Annotated in this window: 16 protein-coding genes; 4 read left to right on the forward strand and 12 right to left on the reverse strand. The window is 71.5% G+C overall.

Annotated elements, in window-relative coordinates; translation table 11 throughout:
• Window positions 1–56 precede the first annotated feature (56 nt).
• The 4 genes from OG928_RS04750 to OG928_RS04765 form a co-directional block, all read right to left on the reverse strand.
• The gene (locus tag OG928_RS04750) at window positions 57–605 is read right to left on the reverse strand and encodes a hypothetical protein (protein ID WP_406279681.1); all 549 of its coding nucleotides are present in this window, start codon (window positions 603–605) and stop codon (window positions 57–59) included.
• Window positions 602–790 carry a hypothetical protein gene (locus OG928_RS04755; RefSeq protein ID WP_406279684.1) on the reverse strand — a complete coding sequence of 63 codons (189 nt, stop codon included), beginning with the start codon at window positions 788–790 and terminating at the stop codon, window positions 602–604. The genes OG928_RS04750 and OG928_RS04755 overlap by 4 nt, the downstream gene beginning before the upstream one ends.
• The gene (locus tag OG928_RS04760; RefSeq protein WP_406279687.1) at window positions 787–2,559 is read right to left on the reverse strand and encodes a hypothetical protein; all 1,773 of its coding nucleotides are present in this window, start codon (window positions 2,557–2,559) and stop codon (window positions 787–789) included. The genes OG928_RS04755 and OG928_RS04760 overlap by 4 nt, the downstream gene beginning before the upstream one ends.
• A 66-nt stretch (window positions 2,560–2,625) precedes the next feature.
• Complete coding sequence (locus OG928_RS04765; protein ID WP_406279689.1) at window positions 2,626–3,114, reverse strand: hypothetical protein; 489 nt, start codon at window positions 3,112–3,114, stop codon at window positions 2,626–2,628.
• 286 nt (window positions 3,115–3,400) lie between these two features.
• Here OG928_RS04765 and OG928_RS04770 point away from each other — a divergent pair, with 286 nt between their 5' ends.
• The gene (locus OG928_RS04770) at window positions 3,401–5,290 is read left to right on the forward strand and encodes a caspase domain-containing protein (RefSeq protein ID WP_406279692.1); all 1,890 of its coding nucleotides are present in this window, start codon (window positions 3,401–3,403) and stop codon (window positions 5,288–5,290) included.
• Between the two features lie 51 nt (window positions 5,291–5,341).
• Here OG928_RS04770 and OG928_RS04775 read toward each other — a convergent pair whose 3' ends face one another.
• The 7 genes from OG928_RS04775 to OG928_RS04805 all read right to left on the reverse strand — a co-directional run bounded on the left by OG928_RS04775 (window position 5,342) and on the right by OG928_RS04805 (window position 13,367).
• Entirely contained in the window at window positions 5,342–6,934 is a 1,593-nt protein-coding gene (locus OG928_RS04775) for a hypothetical protein (RefSeq protein ID WP_406279695.1), read from the reverse strand.
• 93 nt (window positions 6,935–7,027) lie between these two features.
• Window positions 7,028–7,681: an RES family NAD+ phosphorylase gene (locus tag OG928_RS04780; protein WP_406279698.1), complete on the reverse strand. Its 654-nt coding sequence runs from the start codon at window positions 7,679–7,681 to the stop codon at window positions 7,028–7,030.
• Window positions 7,682–7,685: 4 nt separating this feature from the next.
• Complete coding sequence (locus tag OG928_RS04785) at window positions 7,686–8,339, reverse strand: hypothetical protein (protein ID WP_406279701.1); 654 nt, start codon at window positions 8,337–8,339, stop codon at window positions 7,686–7,688.
• Entirely contained in the window at window positions 8,336–9,421 is a 1,086-nt protein-coding gene (locus tag OG928_RS04790) for a hypothetical protein (protein WP_406279704.1), read from the reverse strand. The genes OG928_RS04785 and OG928_RS04790 overlap by 4 nt, the downstream gene beginning before the upstream one ends.
• A gap of 230 nt (window positions 9,422–9,651) precedes the next feature.
• Window positions 9,652–10,185, reverse strand: a complete 534-nt coding sequence (locus tag OG928_RS04795; protein ID WP_406279707.1) for an Lrp/AsnC family transcriptional regulator — start codon at window positions 10,183–10,185, stop codon at window positions 9,652–9,654.
• Between the two features lie 95 nt (window positions 10,186–10,280).
• Window positions 10,281–11,681 carry an NAD(P)/FAD-dependent oxidoreductase gene (locus tag OG928_RS04800; RefSeq protein ID WP_406279710.1) on the reverse strand — a complete coding sequence of 467 codons (1,401 nt, stop codon included), beginning with the start codon at window positions 11,679–11,681 and terminating at the stop codon, window positions 10,281–10,283.
• A gap of 237 nt (window positions 11,682–11,918) precedes the next feature.
• A complete protein-coding gene (locus OG928_RS04805; protein ID WP_406279713.1) occupies window positions 11,919–13,367 on the reverse strand; it encodes an aldehyde dehydrogenase family protein in 1,449 nt (482 codons plus the stop codon).
• Between the two features lie 282 nt (window positions 13,368–13,649).
• Here OG928_RS04805 and OG928_RS04810 point away from each other — a divergent pair, with 282 nt between their 5' ends.
• Window positions 13,650–15,134 (forward strand): APC family permease, encoded by a 1,485-nt coding sequence (locus OG928_RS04810; RefSeq protein ID WP_406279716.1) that lies wholly within the window; start codon window positions 13,650–13,652, stop codon window positions 15,132–15,134.
• A 72-nt stretch (window positions 15,135–15,206) separates the two neighbouring features.
• Here OG928_RS04810 and OG928_RS04815 read toward each other — a convergent pair whose 3' ends face one another.
• Entirely contained in the window at window positions 15,207–16,211 is a 1,005-nt protein-coding gene (locus tag OG928_RS04815; protein WP_406279718.1) for a hypothetical protein, read from the reverse strand.
• A gap of 387 nt (window positions 16,212–16,598) precedes the next feature.
• Here OG928_RS04815 and OG928_RS04820 point away from each other — a divergent pair, with 387 nt between their 5' ends.
• Both OG928_RS04820 and OG928_RS04825 read left to right on the forward strand, forming a co-directional pair.
• Window positions 16,599–17,087 carry a hypothetical protein gene (locus tag OG928_RS04820; RefSeq protein ID WP_406279721.1) on the forward strand — a complete coding sequence of 163 codons (489 nt, stop codon included), beginning with the start codon at window positions 16,599–16,601 and terminating at the stop codon, window positions 17,085–17,087.
• Window positions 17,084–17,557 (forward strand): hypothetical protein, encoded by a 474-nt coding sequence (locus OG928_RS04825; protein ID WP_406279724.1) that lies wholly within the window; start codon window positions 17,084–17,086, stop codon window positions 17,555–17,557. Before OG928_RS04820 ends, OG928_RS04825 begins: the two co-directional genes overlap by 4 nt.
• The last annotated feature ends 11 nt before the right edge of the window (window positions 17,558–17,568 follow it).

The raw sequence follows: 17,568 nt of genomic DNA on the forward strand, positions 1-17,568 counted from the left end.
CTTGAAGGACTTGTCCTCAAACGCCGGACGGGCTGGATTGGTCGGGGTGGGGGTGTTCAGGTTTGGGGGCGGATTATGCGGCGGGTGGGGGTTGTCGGGTTGTGGGTCCAGGCTTCTGTGGGTGGGGGCTGGGCTGTCAGGGGGTTGTCGCGGAGGGAGCGGCGGCGGGATTCGATGTGGCGGGGGTCGGTGCCGGTGGATTTGAGGTGGTCCAGGCTTTGTTCGAGCTGGGTCTGGAGGTCCTGGATCTGGTCGTCGACCATGGTGATCAGTCGGCTGCGCAGGTCCTCGGGCAGGCTCGGGTGTGCGGCGAGTGAGCGGATCGTGGCCAGGCCCGCGCGGGACTGGCCGAGGACGCGCCCGTAGGAGAAGTCGTCCGCGGCGATGCCGAGCGCCGCGGTCATCGCGTTCGCCCAGCTCTGGAGTCGGTTCGAGAGCGCGTCGACGATCCGCGCCTGCAACCGCTCCCATGTATCGACCGGGAAGTCCGCCGGGGCGAGCATCGGAAGGCCGGTCGGGTCCACGTTGGCGCCGCAGGCCCACGGTTCCAGGAACGCCGCCCAGGCGTGGTACGGACCGCCGTCGGCCCACAGTCCCGGGCTCACCGGTCCGCGCTCGGACGGCGCACGATCAGCTCGCCCGGCGGCAGCGGTTCCCAGTCGGGCAGGCCCTCGACGACCCGACGCAACCGCGAGGTCGTGCGCTCCCGCGTGGGCCCGGGAGTGGCCGCCCACAGCGGCTCGGCCACCCTTCGGCGCGGCGGTTCGGCGGGTGGTGGTGGCGTCGTCATGATCCGGTCCCCTCGGTCGACACGGTGCGTCCCTCGTACGGTGTGGCCGCGTGGCCCGCGGTCGCCAGCCCCGCGATCATCTGCCGGAGTTCCCCGGCCACCCTGTCGGCCGCCTCGAACCGGGTCTGCCAGTCGGTCAACTCGGCCCGGGCGCCCCGCAGATGCTGGATCGACTCCTGCTTGGCGGCCTCGAGGGTCCGGCGGGCGACGTCCTGCCGGGCCACCGCGCTGTGGTACCGGCTGTACAGGACCGTGGCCGCCACCCCGCCCACCACCAGCGCGGCCACCAGCGCGAACGCGATGTTGAAGCCGCCGATCAGGACGAGCACACCGACCACGATCGCGACGGGCACCAGGGCCGCGCGCCTCCAGTCGAAGCCGAGCGAGTCCACGAACGGCTTCGACTGCCGGTCCCAGTGCTCGCCGAGCGAATGCTCCAAATGCTCCAGCGGTTCGCTGAACGACCCGGACCACGGCGGCAGCGCGAAGGTCTGCGCGCCGACGCCGTGCGACGTCGCGAAATACGCCCCGACCTGCTGGGGCAGCGCCGACCGGTAGTCGCGCGCGAAGCCCTCGTGTGCCTGGGTGAACCAGCCGTGGCAGGCCGCGACCGACAGTCGCTGGGTCGCCGCGGAGGCGCCGATCGCCGCGGGGTTGAGCGCGGCGGTGGTCTGCACCGTGAGGTAGTCCAGCGTCTCGTCGAGCGACGCGGCGTCCACATCGGCCGCGTTCCGGGCCGCGGCCAGGTCGCCGTCGTGGTCGACGACCGCCTGCTGCAAGGCGAGTTCGCGGCGCAGCGGCAGTTCCTCGTTGTCGTACTCGGAGACCAGCCGGTCGAGAATGTCGTCGACCGCGTCCTCGATCCGGTCCGAGGGCACGTCCTCGCGCGCCATCATCGCGGTGTACTTGTCGAGCACCGCCTGTTGCGCGCGCGCCGCCGCGAGCACGGCGTCCAGCTGCGGCCATTCCGGGCAGACTCCGGCCAGGCGCGGGAACTCGGCCTGAGTGGAGGGGCCGCGCAAGCTGTCGATCTCGGCCCGCCAGCGGGTGATCTGGGCTTCCTCGCCGGCGGCGTCGGCGAGCAGTTTGTCGCGCCAGCCGTCGAGGGTCTCGCGCAGCAGTTCGCGCCCGGCGGGGCCGAACGCGCCCTGGGAGATGGATTCGAGGATGACCGCGAACTCGCGGCCGAGCGCGGCGGGGTCCTGGGCACCGAGGTAGTGCCGCAGCCAGCGGACCGCGACCGGCTGCCGGCCCTGGCGGCGTAACACGAGGGCGAAGAACAGCGAAGTGCGGTCCGGGGCGCGGCGAAACGCCTCCTCGACGGCGCGGGCGCACAGGGTGGGGTCGTCCGCGGACCACGCGGCGAGCCCGATCAGTGCCGGGGCGAGCCAGTAGCGCGGCGTCTGGATCATGAGCTGTTCGCCCACGCTGCGCACGGTTTCCTCGGAGACCAGGCCGGTGTCGAAGGCCTGGAGCATGCCGACGGCGGTCCGGCGCACGGTCTTGTAGTGGCCGTACTCGTGGTCGACCGTGTCCTGGATGACGCCGATCTTCGTCTCGGCCCGCTGGACGTTGGCGGTCAGCGTGGCCTGCTCGACGAAGGCGAGGAAGTCGGCGCGCAGCTGCTGGAGTTCGGTGCGGGTCTGCTGCTGGGCGTGGCCGACCGCGGCCACCTCGCCCGCGACCACGCCGACCTGCTCGCCGAGCCGGACCACGAGGGTGTTCATGTGATCGACTTGGCTCCGCAGGTGGTAGTCCACCTCGGTCATGGGTCCTCCATGGGCATGAAAAGTGTGCGTGTGACGATCGGGCGCGCCGGACCCGCCGGGCGCGCGTCAGGGGCGGACGACCGAGCCGTCCTCGAGGACCGGGACCAACATGCCGCCGGCGTAGACCTCGACGTACGCGTAGGCACCGGAGCGAACGAGCATGCGGGCCGGCCCGAACGGGTCCGGCAACCGGTCGGCGAGGGTGTAGTGGGCCACGATCCGGTGCGTCAGATCGAGTTGGTGGTCGATGTACGGTGCGCCGAGGAAGCACACGGCGACGAAGCCCTGCGGTACGCCGCCGAAGGAGGTCGCGTACGTCTCCCGGATCCAGTCGACCAGTTCCTCGCCGGCCCGGTCGTCGAGGCGCGCGTCGAGTCGGCGTACCGCGTCGAGGAGTTCGGCGCTGCGCGGCTTGAGCAGCTCGGTCGAAAGCGCGTGCGGTGCCGGGGCGTTCGTCGCGCCGACGCGGGCGCCCGTGGCCGCGGTCGGGCCCGCCGTGGTGCTCTGCGTCCGGTTCGGACGCACGACCCGGCGTGGCGGTTCGTTGTATCCCATGGATCCCCCCGAGCTGTCGGCCGCGTTCCGACCGTTTCGTGAACCGACGTGCGATTCCCGGCCGTCGCTTCCTACTCGCATTTTCTACCGTCGCTTACCGCCATCGGCTTCCCGACCGCCGCTTCCAACCATCACCCGTCGGGTTTAGAAGGATAGTGATGGCACACCAACTTTATGGAGCAATGCCACGATCGGGGGACGCGCGCCCGGGACCCGCCCCGAAGCCGCCCCGACCTCGCCCGGTATCGCCGTGATCGGCGCGGATCCGAGCTGCCAGACTCTGCGCATGGGGACCGTCTACGCACTTCTGGTGGGAATCGACGACTATCCGGATCCGCTGCACGCCGCCCTGCGCGGGTGTGTCAACGACATCCGGGCGGTTCGGGTCTGGCTCGACGAGCGACTGGAAACACCACTGTCCATCGTCGAGTTGCCGAACGACAAGGCCACTTCGGAATCGGTTGTGGCGGGTATTCGTGATCATCTGGGCCAGGCCGGGCCGGACGACGTCGCACTGTTGTGGTACTCCGGCCACGGAACCGAGTTGGAAATCGCCGATCCGGCACACGAGTTCATCGAGGCGACCGGCAGATGTCAGGCGCTGGTCTGCTTCGATGGTCCGCTGCTCGACAAGGAGCTCGGCGCGCTGCTCGACGCGGTCTCCGCGACGGGGGCGCACACGGTCGCGGTGCTCGACTGCTGTTTCGCCGGCGGCGCCACAAAGGCGGCGTCCGATCTCACCGCCCGGTTCGTGCCGCCGGATCCGAGCTGGCGGACTCGGGACGGCGCGGCCTGCGCCGTCGCGGCGGACTCGTCCGGCCCGTCCCGGCACGTCCTGCTCGCGGCGAGCCAGGTGCACGAACAGGCATACGAGGACGAGTTCGCCGGCGACGCGCACGGGCTGTTCACACACGGGCTGCTGCACGCGCTGCGCGCGGCGGCGCCCGGCGCCTCGTATCGCGATGTGCTGGCGGCGGCATACGGCCGGGTTCGGGCCGCGACCGACTACCAGCACCCGTTGGTGCAGCCGACCGAGCCGGGTGGTGCGGCCGACCGGCCCGTGCTCGGCGGCGCCATCGCGCGCCCGCGCGGGCCGCACCTGCTTCGGTACGGCCGGCGGCACGGCTGGGAGGTCGACTGCGGTCGCGCGCACGGACTGCCGGCCGGGGCCGGCGGCACCGAGTTCACCGTCGTCGGGGATGCCGGAACCGCCGCAGGCCAGGCCGTGGTCCGGGCCGAACGGGTCGAGCCCGCACGAACATTGGTGCGACCGCTCGACGATGAGCCGGATCGGGACCGGGCCCATCCGGTCGCGCTGTCCGCGCTTGCCCTCGCGCCGTGCGCGGTCACGGTCGAGGGTGGCGACCCGGCGCTCTCGGCCGCGATCGCGGCGCGGCCGCTGCTGCGGCTCGCGGAACACGGCGCTCTCGGCGCCGACCTGGGCTTTCGGGTAGCGGTCGAGGACGGCGTGGCGCAGGTCCTGCGCCGGGACGGCTCGCTCGCGGTTGCCCCGTTGCCGCCCGAGCGGGTCCCGGACTGCCTGGCGCACCTGGCCCGTTGGCACACGCTGCGCGATCTGGAGAATCCGGCGTCGGCACTGACCTCGCACGTGGACGTCGAGATCCACGCGTGGTCCGGCGAACGTGTACTGCCGGACGGGGGCGGCGAGTTCGTACGCGCGTACGCCGAGCCGGAACCCGGGTTCGAGCCACAGGTGTCGATCCGAATCGTCAACCGCTCACAGGTCCGGCTGTGGTGCGTGCTGATCGACCTGACCGACAGCTACGCGGCGCACACCGCGCTGTATCCCGGCCACTTCGTCGGCGCCGGCCGGACCGGGTTCGCGCTGGACGGCGAGCCGATCCAGCTGTCGCTGCCGGCGTCGCGCCCGGTGGTGCCGGGGGCGTCGGTCTGCGACTGGCTCAAACTCGTGGTCGCCGAAGGCGAGTTGAGCACCGTCCCGTTCCACCTGGACCCGTGGGACCCGTACGCGCCGGTCGGCGCGCGCGGCGCCGATCCGGTGACCGCGACCGGCGTGCTGCGACTCACCGGGCCGGCGGGTACCAAGGATCTGGGCGCGGCCCGTTCCTCGCCCGGCCATTGGGCCACCCGGACGTTCGCGCTGCGCACCGTAGTCCCGGACCGACCGTCGGGGGTCAGTGGCCCAGGTGGGTGAAACCCGCCCACGCGGTCAGGTCGTCCGGGTCGAGCGCGCCGGCCCGCCGGATCAGCTCGGCGGGCAGGTCGGCCGGCACCTCCCGAGCCGGGGCCGGCGGCGATCAGCCGCTCCGCGCGGCCATTGAAGTGCCGGCCGCGTGCAGCAGCCCGGCTCGGTGTCGCGCCACTGCCCGTGCAGGGTGTCGAAGGTCCGCCGGGCGTTGGCCGTGCCGGCCACCTCGCCGACGAAAGGGAAATCGTCGCTCTCGTCGAGGTCGAGGAAGATCCGGCCGTGCCGCACCCCCTCCAGGATCTCGCTCAGGTCCTCTCGGGCCTGCGCCTCCAGCACCGCCAACGTGCCGTCTTCCTCGACCAGTTCGCGCCGGACCTGCTCCCGGCGAGCCCAGGCGAGCAGCGGCCGCGCGGTCTGTCGGACCCAGGTCTCCACGTCCCGGTCGAGGAGCACGGTGGTCGCGTCGACGATGTCGGTGAGTCGGTCCGGATCCGGGTCCCGCTGGTATCGCGTCTTCTGGCAGGTGGCGAGCAGCAGCGCGACCGGCACGAGGTCGCCGTCCTCCGGCTGCCACCCGCGCAGCGCCGAACGCATCAGCGCGAGCGCCCGGTCCCGGTCCACGTCGTCGTCGCGTTCCACCGCGCGGTCGTAGAGCAGCCGCCCGAACGTGTCGGCGAACATCGGCCGCAGCCGCGCCTCGGAGTCCGGCCGGGCGAGCAGCCGGTCCAGGTCGTAGAGCGCGGGCCCGACCTGGACCCGGTCCTTCCAGTGGAAGTACAGGACGGCCCGGATGAACACGCTGCGCACCCGGGCCTCCCAGGTCCACCACGGTGCCTCGGCGCCCTCGTCGTCCCCGTCCGCGAACGCCCGGTCGAACTCGATCCGGGCCAGCTCCAGTTGTCGGCGGTTCGCGGTGGCCCTGCCGTGCACGAACAACGCGGTGGCCAGCCCGTAGCGAGTCAGCGGGGCATCGAGTCCCGGCGGCGCGTCCACGAGCGCGGCCCGGTAGTGCTCGGCCGCGAGGACGAGGTCCTCCGGGTCCTCGGTCACCTCGTACCGGGCGTAGACCAGGTCCCCGAGCCGGTCGTGCAGTTCGGCGGCCTCGTCGCTGCCGGGGGCGTGGTCGGCGAGCGCGTCGAGCTGCCGGCACACGGCCGTTTCGGGCAGCGGTGTGGCGGCGGCCACCGACTCGGCGAGCCGGAGGCGGCCCGCCGCCACCCGGGCCACGAGCAGTCGGGCGAGCGGCGCGTTGCCGGCGGTGTGCGGCGAGTCGGGGGTCAACCCCGCCAGGGCGTCGAGCAGTTCGCGCTCGGCCCGCGCCAACAGGTCCGGGTCCGGAGCGTCGGCAAGGTCGTAGCGCTCGATCAGCACCTGACCGCGCAACAGTCGCCAGACGAAGGAGACCTCGTCCGCGTCCTCCCCGGCGAGCGCCCGGTCCAGCGCGTCGGCCGCCTGCCGCAGGTCGTCCTCGTCACCCAGCAGCAGGTAGAGGTGAAAGCTCCACTCGCCGACGCATCCCCATCCGTACGGGAGTTCGGGATCGTCTGTCTGGGCCTGGGCGATCAGCTCCAGCATCCGTGCGCGATTCGCGCGTAGTTCGTCGTCGGTGGGTTCGACGACGTCGGGCGACGGGTCCTGATCCTCGGGCACGACAGCGACTCCTGGAGCGAGGCCGGGGAACCCGACCGATGGGTGGGGGCCCGGCGGGAGACGGGGACCCGGCGGGGTCTGCGAAAACACCACCTACGGCGCGATCCGGGCGTGATAGGGCTCCAGCATGGTGTTCAGCCACGCCTCGCCGTCGGGGGTGTCGAAGTCGACCGGCGGCTCGGCGATCTCGGTGAGCGCGGCCGGGTCGCAGCGGTCGCCGAAGAGGATCACGACGTGGTCGGCGGGTTCGCGCTTGGACGGCCACACCATCCCCTGGGCCCAGGGCGCGGTGTGTTCGCGAATCCAATGCCCCCAGTGCCGGGTGAACGCGTATTCGGAGGGCTCGGCCTGGACGAGCCACGCGTCCTGGGCGACGGACGCGAGGTCGCTGCCGCGGACGAGCGAGACCACGTCCAGGTCGGCGGTCGAGCGCAGGAAGGACAACCGCCGGTGTCGGATCGCGGCGCGCGGCAGCAACCGGGTGCCGCCGCCGGGGTCGAACGGGATGGCGCGCAGGAGCGACTCGCAGACCGCCGAGGCGGCGGTGCGACCGGCGTACAGGAAGGGATAGGTGTCGCAGCGCGTCGCGTCGAACCGGCCGCCGTCGTACAGGCAGTGCGCGGGGTGCGGGTTGAACGAGCCCGCGGGCCACTCCGATCGGTGCACGCGGAAGAGCATGGTGCCCGCCGGGATGGAGACCTTGGTGGGCGTACCCGGGAGCGCGTCGGGCGGACGACTGTTCGGCACGGCGTCAGTCCCCCTCGACCACGTACCGCGCGGTCCCCACGAGTTGCCCGTCCCGCCCGCAGCCGAGCAGGTCGGCCGGTGGCTCGCCGAGGTAGGCGTTGGCGGACAGCCACCAGTCGGCGACGCCCCACGGATCGCGCTCCGCGTCGAGGATCGCGTTGACCTCCAGGACCACCGGCCACGGCGAGAACTCGTCCTCGAACTGGAACCGGGGCAACTGTTCGCGACCACCCTCGGCACGCAGCCGGACCAGGTGCGCGGTGCCCGCGTGTTCGGCGACCCACGGCGCGTTCAGCGCCGGAAACCCGAGCAGGCGGTCGCGGATCGGGCCCAGGACGGGCCCGACCATCGGGTGCCGGTCCAGGACGAGGACGGCCAGGTCGGCGGCGGCGAAGCCGGCCCAGGTGCGGTGGCCCGACCCGGCAAAGCGACCCGCTCGGGCCGCGTCGACGAGCGCCTCGGCCTCGTCGGGCGGCAGCAACTCCAGGACGAGGCGGGCGACCTCGTGGGCCGCGACGGCCCACTCCTCGGACTCGGCGGCCAGGGCCCGTAACCGGCGCAGGGGTTCGTGCAGGCGAGGCTCCGCGACCGGGTCGATGAGCGGGCCCAGTCGAGCCCAGTCGGCAGCCGCCGCGGCCAGGACGAGGCCGACGTTCATCCGCCGCCGCCCTTCCCGGCCAGCAGCCGCTCCACCGCGTTCGCGCCCGCCGACCCCAGCACCGCCAGGTGGATCTCCCAGTGGGCGCCCCGCGCGAGGTCCGCCTCGATCGCGGCCCACACCGCGGCGGCGCTGTCCTCGGGGCGCAGCCCGCCGCGCCCGGACCCCAGCAGCGGGAAGCAGATCGAACGCAGTGGCGGGTCGAACCGCTCGTGCTCCTCGGCCAGCGCGTCGAGCGCACGGGCACACGCCCGGGTCACGTCCGCCGGCAGCACGTCGTAGTCGTTGGTCCCGGCTCGGGGCACCGCGATCGCCGCGTGATAGATCCGCCGGATGCCCTGTTTCGCCAAGGCCCCGGCGCCGGTCGTGGCGACGGTGCCCGGTAGGACCGCCCGGCCCGGCGCACCGTGCCGGGCGGTCCACCTGTTCAGCTCGTCGTGGATCAGATCCTCGACGAGCTCCCCCGTCGGCCCGCGCAACGCCCCCGCTCGTCGCAGCGATGCCGAGACCGAAGACTTGTACGCCTCCGGCAGCGCGAAATAGGTATTGGTCGGCGACACCACCACGTCCACGTCGCGCAGCAGGTCGACCGGGTGGTCGTGCACACTGACCGACACGATCCGCTCGCGCCCCACCGCGACTTCGAACGTATGGTGCCCGACGCCCGACGCCGCGTGCGGCGCGTCGCGCTCGCCGGCCGAGCGGTCCGCGAGCCGCAGCACCTGTTCGGCGACCTGGCCCAGGATCATCACCTCGTGGTGCTTGCGAAAGCGCTCGACGCTGACCTGGTACACCTGCGCGGCTCGCTTGCGCCGGTCGGCGCCCTGCCAGTCGCGGGTGTTGGGGGCGAGGCCCAGGCAGTACTCGGCGGCCTCCTGAAGCATGCCGCCGCCGATCCGGGACACCGCCAGTCGCAGCAGCCGCTCCACCTCGCCGTACGGTGAGGAGTCCGGTTCGAGTGCGGCGGCCTCCCCTTCCAGCGAGGGCAGTTCCACGTCCCGCAGTCGAACGACGCCGACTCGCCGCACTTCCCTCACCTCCCGAAGGATCGACGCGTAGTCGGGCAGAGGATCGTGTGGCATGCGGCACAGAATCGCACCGCCGAACGGCTCCCACAAGCAAGTTGCCCACACCCATTCAACCGCCTCGACCGCCTCCGGAGCGGTCGCCGCCTGGTCGATTCCGGGTCGTCTCCCGGTCGCGGCGCCAAGCGCCGGGCCGCGTCGGGGACTTCGGGAACTACCGGGTGCCGAGTCGGGACTTCGGGGACTACAGGAGCCGAGTCGGGACTTCGGGGACTACGGGCGCCCGCTCAGCGGCTGTCGCGCTGGTCCAGGCCGGACCCGGGCGGTATTTCCGGCGCGTCGAGCAGCGAGGACTCGACACCGCCGACGCCCCACCCGTACGCGAGCTTGTGTACTTCCAGGACGAAGAAGGAGTCGGTGGACTGCACACCGTCGATCAACAGCAGCCGGCGGTTGAGCAGATCGGTGAAGTGGTCGGTGTCGCGGCAGATCACCTCGACCATCACGTCGTACTGGCCGGCGACCATCACCACATAGGAGGTCTCGGGCAGTTCGCGCAGTTCGCGGCACACCTCGCGGGCGCTGCCGGGGCGCACCCGCATGCCGATCATCGCGAGCCGGTCGAAGCCGATCGTGAGCGGATTGGCGATCCCCACGATCTGGAGCGTCCCGCTCTCCTCCAGCCGCTGCACCCGGTAGCGCACCGAGGACGCGGGGATGCCGAGGTCCTCGGCGATCTGCTTGTACGCGCGCCTGCCGTCGGCCTGCAGGATCGCGATGATGCGCCGGTCGATGTCGTCCAGCGGGCCTGCAGGGGTCATGCGGTTGCTCCGAGTGGGCTGCGGCGCCGGTGCCGGCGCGTGGTGATCTCCGGCGCCCATCTTGCCCTCTTCTCCGAGTGACTCGGACGCGTGGTTCACGAGTCGAAGCCCAGACCGAGCCGGTCGAGCGTACGCAGCCACACGTTGCGTCCGCCGTGCGCGTCCTCGCGGGCCATCGACCAGCGGGTGGCCTGGATGCCGATCCAACGCGCGGGCTCGGGCGGGAACGGGACCGGCTTGTGCTTGATCATCGCGAGTTCGGTGCGCTCGGTCCGCTCCCCCGCGAGCAGGTCGAGCACGACCTCGGCGCCGAACCGGGTGGCGCCGACCCCGAGTCCGGTGAAGCCGAGCGCGTAGCCGACTCGGCCGGCCGCGGCGGTGCCGGCGAACATGCAGAAGCGGGTGGTCGAGTCGATCACGCCGCCCCACGCGTGCGAGAAGGCCACGTCGGCGAGCGAGGGGAAGGTCGCGGCGAACTGTTCGGCGAGCACGTCGAACGTCTCCGGGCGCTGGGTGAGCGCCTCGTCGACCTTGCTGCCGTAGTGGTAGATGGCGTCGTAGCCGCCCCACAGGATGCGGCTGTCGGCGGTCTTGCGCACGTAGTGGAACTGGTTGCCCGCGTCGGTGACGCCGTGCTCGCCGGTCCAGCCGATCGAGGCGAGCTGCTCGTCGGTCAGCGGCTCGGTGGTGAGCGCGTAGTCGTACACCGGGACCATGCTCAGGCCGAGCCGGCGCAGCAGCGGCGGAAAGACGTTGGTGGCGAGCGCGACCCGGCGCGCGCCGACCACGCCGTACGGGGTGGTCAGCCGGATCAGGTCGGTGGGCTTGGTGTCGATCGCGGTGACCTCGGTGCGCTCGACGATCCGCACGCCCGCGGCCAGGCACGCCCGGCGCAGCCCCCACACCAGTTGCGCGGGGTCCAGGAGCGCGTAGTCGGGCTGCCATACGCCTGCCGACCACAGCGGCGAGTCGATGTACGCGCGCAGCGCGCCGTGTTCGAGGAACTCGGCCTTCTCGCCGTGCCGATTGGCGGTGGGGACGGACGCGCGCAGCGCCTGGGTCTGCCACGGGGTCGCGGCGACCGAGACCTTGCCGGTGCGCTTGAAGCCGCAGTCGACGCCGTGCGTGTCCAGGTCGCGCTCGAAGGCGTCGAGGTTTTGTACGCCGAGGCGTTGCAGCTTGTCGATCTCGTCGGGCCAGCGCTGAAGGCCGTTGGCCAGGCCGTGGGTGAGGCTCGGCGAGCAGAAGCCGCCGTTGCGTCCGCTTGCGGCGTGGCCGCAGGTGCCTTGTTCCAGAACCAGCACGTCGCGGGCGGGGTCGCGCTGTTTGGCGAGCAGCGCGGTCCACAGTCCGGTGTACCCGCCGCCGACGACGGCGAGGTCGGTCCGGGTGTCGCCGATCTGGCGCGGCAGCGGCTCGGGGTGCTGCTCGGGGCGGTCCAGCCAGAACGGCGCCTGGGCGGTGCTGCGCAAGGCGGTGCGGTGGCTCGCGGTCATGCGTTTGGTCCTTACGGAGCTGTGTACGTCGTCGACCGGGCCGGCCTGCGACCCGCTTGTCCTCAAACGCCGGACGGGCTATTCGTCCTCAAGCGCCGGACGGGCTACTTGTCCTCAAGCGCCGGACGGGCTATTTCAGCCCGTCCGGCGCTTGAGGACAGGCTTGTGAAGCCGCGCCGGACGACTGACGCCAGGGCGAAATCAAGCCCGTCCGGCGTTTGAGGACAGGCCGGAACGTCAGAGGTTGATGACGCCCGTGCGCAGGTCGGACATGTCGAGGAGGGTGTGCTTGCCACCAATGCGCCCCCAACCCGTGCCCCGGTTGCCGGCCCCGCCGAACGGCATGTTGACGTCCCAGAAGCACGTGCTGTCGTTGACCACGACCTGGCCGACGGCCATCTCCTCGACGAAGCGGTACGCCGCCCGCATGCTGCTGGTGAAGACCGCGCCCTGGAGGCCGAGCTTGTCGTCGTTGGCGATCCGAAGCGCGTCGTCCTCGTCCGCGGCGGTGATGATCGGCACGACCGGCCCGAACGACTCCTCGCGCGAGAGCAGGCTGTCCACGGGGACCTGGTCGACGACGGTGAACTCGTAGTACAGGTCGGTCGGCATGCCCTCCCGGCGCTTGCCGCCCAAGAGCACCTTCGCGCCGCGCTCGTGCGCGTCGGCGATGTGCCGGTCCATCTTCGCGGCGACCCCCTCGTTGTTGAGCGAGCCCAGGTTGGTGGCGGCGTCGAACGGGTCGCCGAGCACCACGTCCTCGGCGGCGCGCAGCACGGCGGCCACGAACGCGTCGTGTACCTCGTCGACCACGATCACCCGCTCGGTGGCGCAGCAGACCTGGCCACCGCACAGGTACGCGCCGTAGACGGCGGCCTTGGCGGCGGCGTCGAGGTCGGCGTCGGCGAGCACGACGAGCGGGCCGTTGCCGGAGCACTCCATGATCGAGCGCTTGAGGCCGGCGGTGGCCTGGATCTTGGCGCCGGTCGCGGACGAACCGATGAAGCCGATCGCGTCGATGCCGTCGTGGCGCACGAGCGCGTCACCGGTGGCGCCCTCGCCCGGAAGGATGTTGATCAGACCCTCGGGAACGCCGGCGGCGACGAACGCCTCCATCGCCTTGAGCACGGTCAGCGGCGTGTTGGCCGGCGGCTTGACCACGTGCGCGTTGCCGGTGGCCAGACCCGGGGCGACGAACTCGGCGAGCATCAGCAGCGGAAAGTTCCAGGGCGTGATGATGCCCCACGTGCCGACCGGCGCGTAGAACGTCCACATCCGCTTGGTGCCGTCGGTGGAGGGCATCGTCTCGCCGTGCAGGCGCACCGCGTCCTCGGCGTGCAGGTGGAACAGCTGGGCGGCCTCCTCGATGTCGGCGACCGACTCGGCGAGCGGCTTGCCCTGCTCCAGGGTCTGCAACCGGGCGAGCTCGTCGACCCGCTTGGTGATCTCGTCGCCGATGCGGTGACAGAGCTCGGCGCGCTGCCAGACGTTCACCTTGGCCCATGCGCGCTGCGCGGTGTTGGCGGCGGCGACCGCGGCGTCCAGGTCCGCGGCGGTGGGGACCGGGATGGTGGCGATGTACTCACCGGTGGCCGGGCTGACGACGTCGTAGCCCTCGGCACCGGTGCCGTCGACGAAGGCGCCGTTGATGAAGAACTGGTGGCGGGCGGTGCCGGTGCTGCTCATGCGGGGGTATCCCTCTCTGTCCGCTGTGGGCGTGTGCTCAGACTTCATCAGCAACTTTGACCTGTCAATAGCTCCCAATGAACAACTTCTACAGGTCTCATTTGTTGAATGAACAAAGACGAACCCTTGACGTGGTCGAAAAATCGGATCTATAACAGGGCCATCAGCAGGGCCACCGTCGGCGCCGAGAACGACGCCCCCGATGCCCGCGACCCCCTCCTCCAAGCGGCCGTCCCCCGGGACCATCCACCGGCCGCTCCCACCCCGCGAAGGGGAAAACGCATGTCCGCAGCACCTCAGCCGGCTGTCCCCGGCTCGACCGGCACCGCCACCGCCACCGCCGGTGTCGACTCCGCAGCGAACCCGCCCGCGCTCGCGAAGAAGATGCGCTGGTACGACGGCTTCGCCATGTCCCTGACCATGCCCGCCGCCCTGATCGCCTCGCTCGGCGCCTCGATCGGCGGCCTCGGCGCGTGGGGCGCCATCGCACTGTGGGCCGCCTCGATGGTCCTGGCCACGATCGCCAACTGGATCTACACCGAGCTCGCCGCGATGTTCCCCGAGTCGTCCGGTGGCATCGCGCACTACGCGACCGAGGGCTGGAAGAAGCGCGCGCCGTTCGTCGGGCCGCTGGCCAGCATCGGCTACTGGTTCCCGTGGACGACGGCGCTGTCCGTGTACGCGGGGATCATCGGCTCGCTGGTCCAGGCCCAGTGGTTCAAGGGCCAGGACTGGACCCTCGACCTGGGCATCGCGGAGCTGAGCTTCCCGATCGTGGTCGGCCTCGCGGTGATCGTGCTGCTGTTCGGCGCGGCCATGTTCGGCCTGCACGTCGCGATGTGGGTCGTCTACGTCACCGGCGGCATGCTCCTGGTCCCGCTCGCGGTCTTCATCATCATGCCGTTCGCCAGCGGCGACTGGAGCGCGAGCAACCTGCACTGGAACCTGCACGGCTCGGCGGGCATCCGCGAGTCGCTGGTGTGGCTGTACGTGATGGCCTGGACGTCGTTCGGCGTCGAGGTCTGCGCGACCTTCGCCCCGGAGTACAAGGACACCGTCAAGGACACCTCCCGGGCGCTGCGCGCCGGCGTGCTGTTCTCGCTCGGCGTGTTCATCCTGCTGCCGCTGGCACTGGCGGGCTACGTCGGCGAGGGTGCGATCGCGCTCGACCCGACCACGTTCTACGTCGGCGCGTTCAACGACCTCGTCGGCGGCGCGGCCGACCTGATGGTGGTCTTCCTGATCGCGTCGCTGCTGCTGATCATGATCACCGGCCTGGCCGACGGTTCCCGCGTGCTCTACGCCATGGGCAAGGAGGGCACCACGATCAAGCAGGTCGGCGTGCTCAACAAGCGCGGCGTGCCAGCCCGGGCGCTGATGATCGCGCTGGCGGTCAACGTGGTGATCCTGATCGCGCTCAAGACCCCGCTGGCGATCATCGTGACCGGCAACCTGGGCTACATCCTGACCCACATCCTGGCCATCTCCGGCTTCGCGATGTTGCGCAAGGACCGCCCGGACATGGCCCGGCCGATCCGGCTGCCGAGCTTCTTCGTCCCGCTGGCGTGGTTGCTCGCGGCGTTCCTGACGGTGGTGTTGGTCGTCGGCGCGACGGGCTTCTCGATCACGGGCTACGGCGGCTACAAGGAACTCGGGATCGCCTGCGGCGTGTTGGTGATCGGCGTGGCGCTGTGGCTGTACCGGACGAAGGTGCAGGATCCGCGCGACGCGCAGGCGGCGGCCAAGGTCGAGGCCGGCCAGAGCTAGCCACCCGCTCTACGTCACGGGTACGGAAACGGGGTCACCGCGAGTTCGCGGTGACCCCGTTCCGTTTCGGCGCTATCGCCCGTGCCGGGACCGCGACTTCATCGCCTGGCTGTGCGCGTACTCCAGGAAGGCCGAGCCGCCCTCCTCGTACGTCCACGGAAGGAAGTACGCGTGGTGGTCGGTCGCCTCGAACCGGTCCGCGAGTTCGGCCCAGCGACCGGCCTTGGCCAGCGCGTAGGTGAGCACGCTGTGGTCGGACAGGTGGCTCGCGTATCGTCGCGGCGCGTCGACCGGGTAACGGTCCAACGCGGCGTCGAGGTCGGCCTGTTGCGCGGGCTCGGTCCAGAAGCCGCCGTCGTGCCCGGCTCCGTTCCACCGCATCCGGAGCCCGTACTCCGCGTGTGCCTCGACCACGAGCAGGGTCAGCGGCGAGCCGGGCGGGGCGTACTCCGCGGCCTCGCGTGCGAACGCGTACATGTCGGTGTGCGAACCGCGCCACTTCTCGCACAGGTATTGGAGGGCGGCATCGTGCCCCGCGCGGTGGAGGGGGTCGCGCTCGCGCAGCGCCCGCCAGCGGGCCACGAACACCTGGCGCGAGACCGGGAGTCCGCGGCACACCCGCAACCACGAGACCCACGGCGTCGGATCGTCGGGGGCGGACTCGGTCGCGATCAGGCAGGCCTGGTCGGCGTCGCGCAGCAGTTGGTGGAAATCCAGGAACTGGCCGCGGCTGGTGAGACTGGCCTTGGCGGAGCCGCGCGCGTTCCAGGCGACGCGCACCATGGCGGCGGCCATCACCGTGCGCTGATCCGGCGATTCGGGCTCCGACCGCTGCCACCACAGCAGCCAGGCGGGTGACTTGGCGGCCACCTCGCCCAAAGCGGTCACCGCGACCGCCCGCCGCGCCCAATCCCGCCCCACCCGGTTCAGCAGCTCGACGGCCGGCACGAATTGCCCGGTGTCCACCACCTCTTGGCAGACCCGCTTGACCTCGGCGTCGTCCAGCCCGGAATCGGACACCATGACGGGCGTGGGCTCCGCGGCCCGAGACGACGACGAACGATCCCAGAACGACATGGCCACGATGGTAGGCACCGCCGCCGAGGGCCCGCCGATCGGGCTCTTTGCCGGATCCGCCGTCCCCACCGGTCGTACGGGCGAGGAATCGACTCGGTTACTGTGCCGAGGAATTGCGCGCACGCCCGATCGTCAACCGGCCGGACGTCGGGCTCGGGCGAACGACCCGGGCCGCTATGTGGGCAGAAATGAACACGCGCACGTCCACCCTTGTCGCGACGGCGCTGGCGGGCGACTGGAAGACTCGTGCAGCCCTGTCCGGGACGCCCGCGGGACGACCCGGATCGGCCGGCGGTGGCCTCGGGTCACCGCCTCCGGGCCCGGGCGCGGGAGATGGCCGCGCTCCACTGACAGGAGGTGTCAGTGGAGCGGCTCTACGGTCCGGCCATGGTTTTCGCAGCGAAACAACTTCGAGTACTGCCGCCGATCGAGGTCGCGGGCCGCCGGATCAAGCGCTACCACGTCACGGGGGACCCCGCCGGGATCAAGCCCGCCGTCGAGAAGGCGGCGTACGCGCTCCTGCCCGAGCTGCTGCCCGAGCCGGACGGCACACCGCCGGCCACGTTCGTCGTCCTGCATCGGGGCGGCGACAACGGGGCCTACCTGAACGCCTACAGCTGGGTGTGGGACAACGCCCTGCACTTCGGTGGGGCGGCGGCGGGACAACCGTTCCTCGGCTGCCCGGACGAGGACCCGACCCATTTCGTCCGGGTGGACCGGTCACTGATCGGCTGCGTCTGGGAGTTGCCGCCGATCCTGCACGAACGCGACGCGTGGGTGCGACACATGCTCGCGCCCATCGACCCCGACCGCCCCGATCTGGCCGGCTACCTCGCCGATGCGCTGCCGGACGGCAGTACGGAGGACCGTCCGTGACCGCCGACGGCGGTGCCACCGGCAACGACTTCGACTTCCTGATCGGCACCTGGGACGTCGCCAACCGCCGACGTCTGGACTTCCTCGACGCCGCCGGCGCGTGGGAGGAGTTCCCGGCCGTCGCCCGCGCCTCCCGGCATTTCGACGGGGCGGCGAACATCGACGAGGTCGAGTTCCCGACGAAGGGCTGGTCCGGGCTCACCCTGCGGCTGTACGCCCCCGAGCGCCGGGAGTGGTCCCTCTACTGGGCCGACAGTCGCACGGGCGCGCTCTTCCCGCCGGTCGTCGGCCGATTCACCGGCGGCCGGGGCGAGTTCTTCGGGGACGACATGCACGAGGGCAAGGAGGTTCGCGTGCGCTACGTCTGGTCGGGCATCTCCGCCGATTCGGCGCGCTGGGAGCAGGCGTTCTCGGTGGACGGGGAGGCCGGCTGGGTGTCGAACTGGGTCATGGAGTTCACCCGGCCCTGATCGGGGGCGCG

This window comes from Embleya sp. NBC_00896, from assembly GCF_045207785.1.
In the GTDB taxonomy this organism is placed as follows: Bacteria; Actinomycetota; Actinomycetes; order Streptomycetales; family Streptomycetaceae; genus Embleya.

What these genes read in the sequence shown, in the direction of transcription:
- OG928_RS04755 (WP_406279684.1), bottom strand. Translation starts at nt 790, where the DNA reads ATGACGACGCCACCACCACCCGCCGAACCGCCGCGCCGAAGGGTGGCC.
- OG928_RS04760 (WP_406279687.1), bottom strand. Translation starts at nt 2,559, where the DNA reads ATGACCGAGGTGGACTACCACCTGCGGAGCCAAGTCGATCACATGAAC.
- OG928_RS04765 (WP_406279689.1), bottom strand. Translation starts at nt 3,114, where the DNA reads ATGGGATACAACGAACCGCCACGCCGGGTCGTGCGTCCGAACCGGACG.
- OG928_RS04770 (WP_406279692.1), top strand. Translation starts at nt 3,401, where the DNA reads ATGGGGACCGTCTACGCACTTCTGGTGGGAATCGACGACTATCCGGAT.
- OG928_RS04785 (WP_406279701.1), bottom strand. Translation starts at nt 8,339, where the DNA reads ATGAACGTCGGCCTCGTCCTGGCCGCGGCGGCTGCCGACTGGGCTCGA.
- OG928_RS04790 (WP_406279704.1), bottom strand. Translation starts at nt 9,421, where the DNA reads ATGCCACACGATCCTCTGCCCGACTACGCGTCGATCCTTCGGGAGGTG.
- OG928_RS04795 (WP_406279707.1), bottom strand. Translation starts at nt 10,185, where the DNA reads ATGACCCCTGCAGGCCCGCTGGACGACATCGACCGGCGCATCATCGCG.
- OG928_RS04800 (WP_406279710.1), bottom strand. Translation starts at nt 11,681, where the DNA reads ATGACCGCGAGCCACCGCACCGCCTTGCGCAGCACCGCCCAGGCGCCG.
- OG928_RS04805 (WP_406279713.1), bottom strand. Translation starts at nt 13,367, where the DNA reads ATGAGCAGCACCGGCACCGCCCGCCACCAGTTCTTCATCAACGGCGCC.
- OG928_RS04810 (WP_406279716.1), top strand. Translation starts at nt 13,650, where the DNA reads ATGTCCGCAGCACCTCAGCCGGCTGTCCCCGGCTCGACCGGCACCGCC.
- OG928_RS04815 (WP_406279718.1), bottom strand. Translation starts at nt 16,211, where the DNA reads ATGTCGTTCTGGGATCGTTCGTCGTCGTCTCGGGCCGCGGAGCCCACG.
- OG928_RS04820 (WP_406279721.1), top strand. Translation starts at nt 16,599, where the DNA reads ATGGTTTTCGCAGCGAAACAACTTCGAGTACTGCCGCCGATCGAGGTC.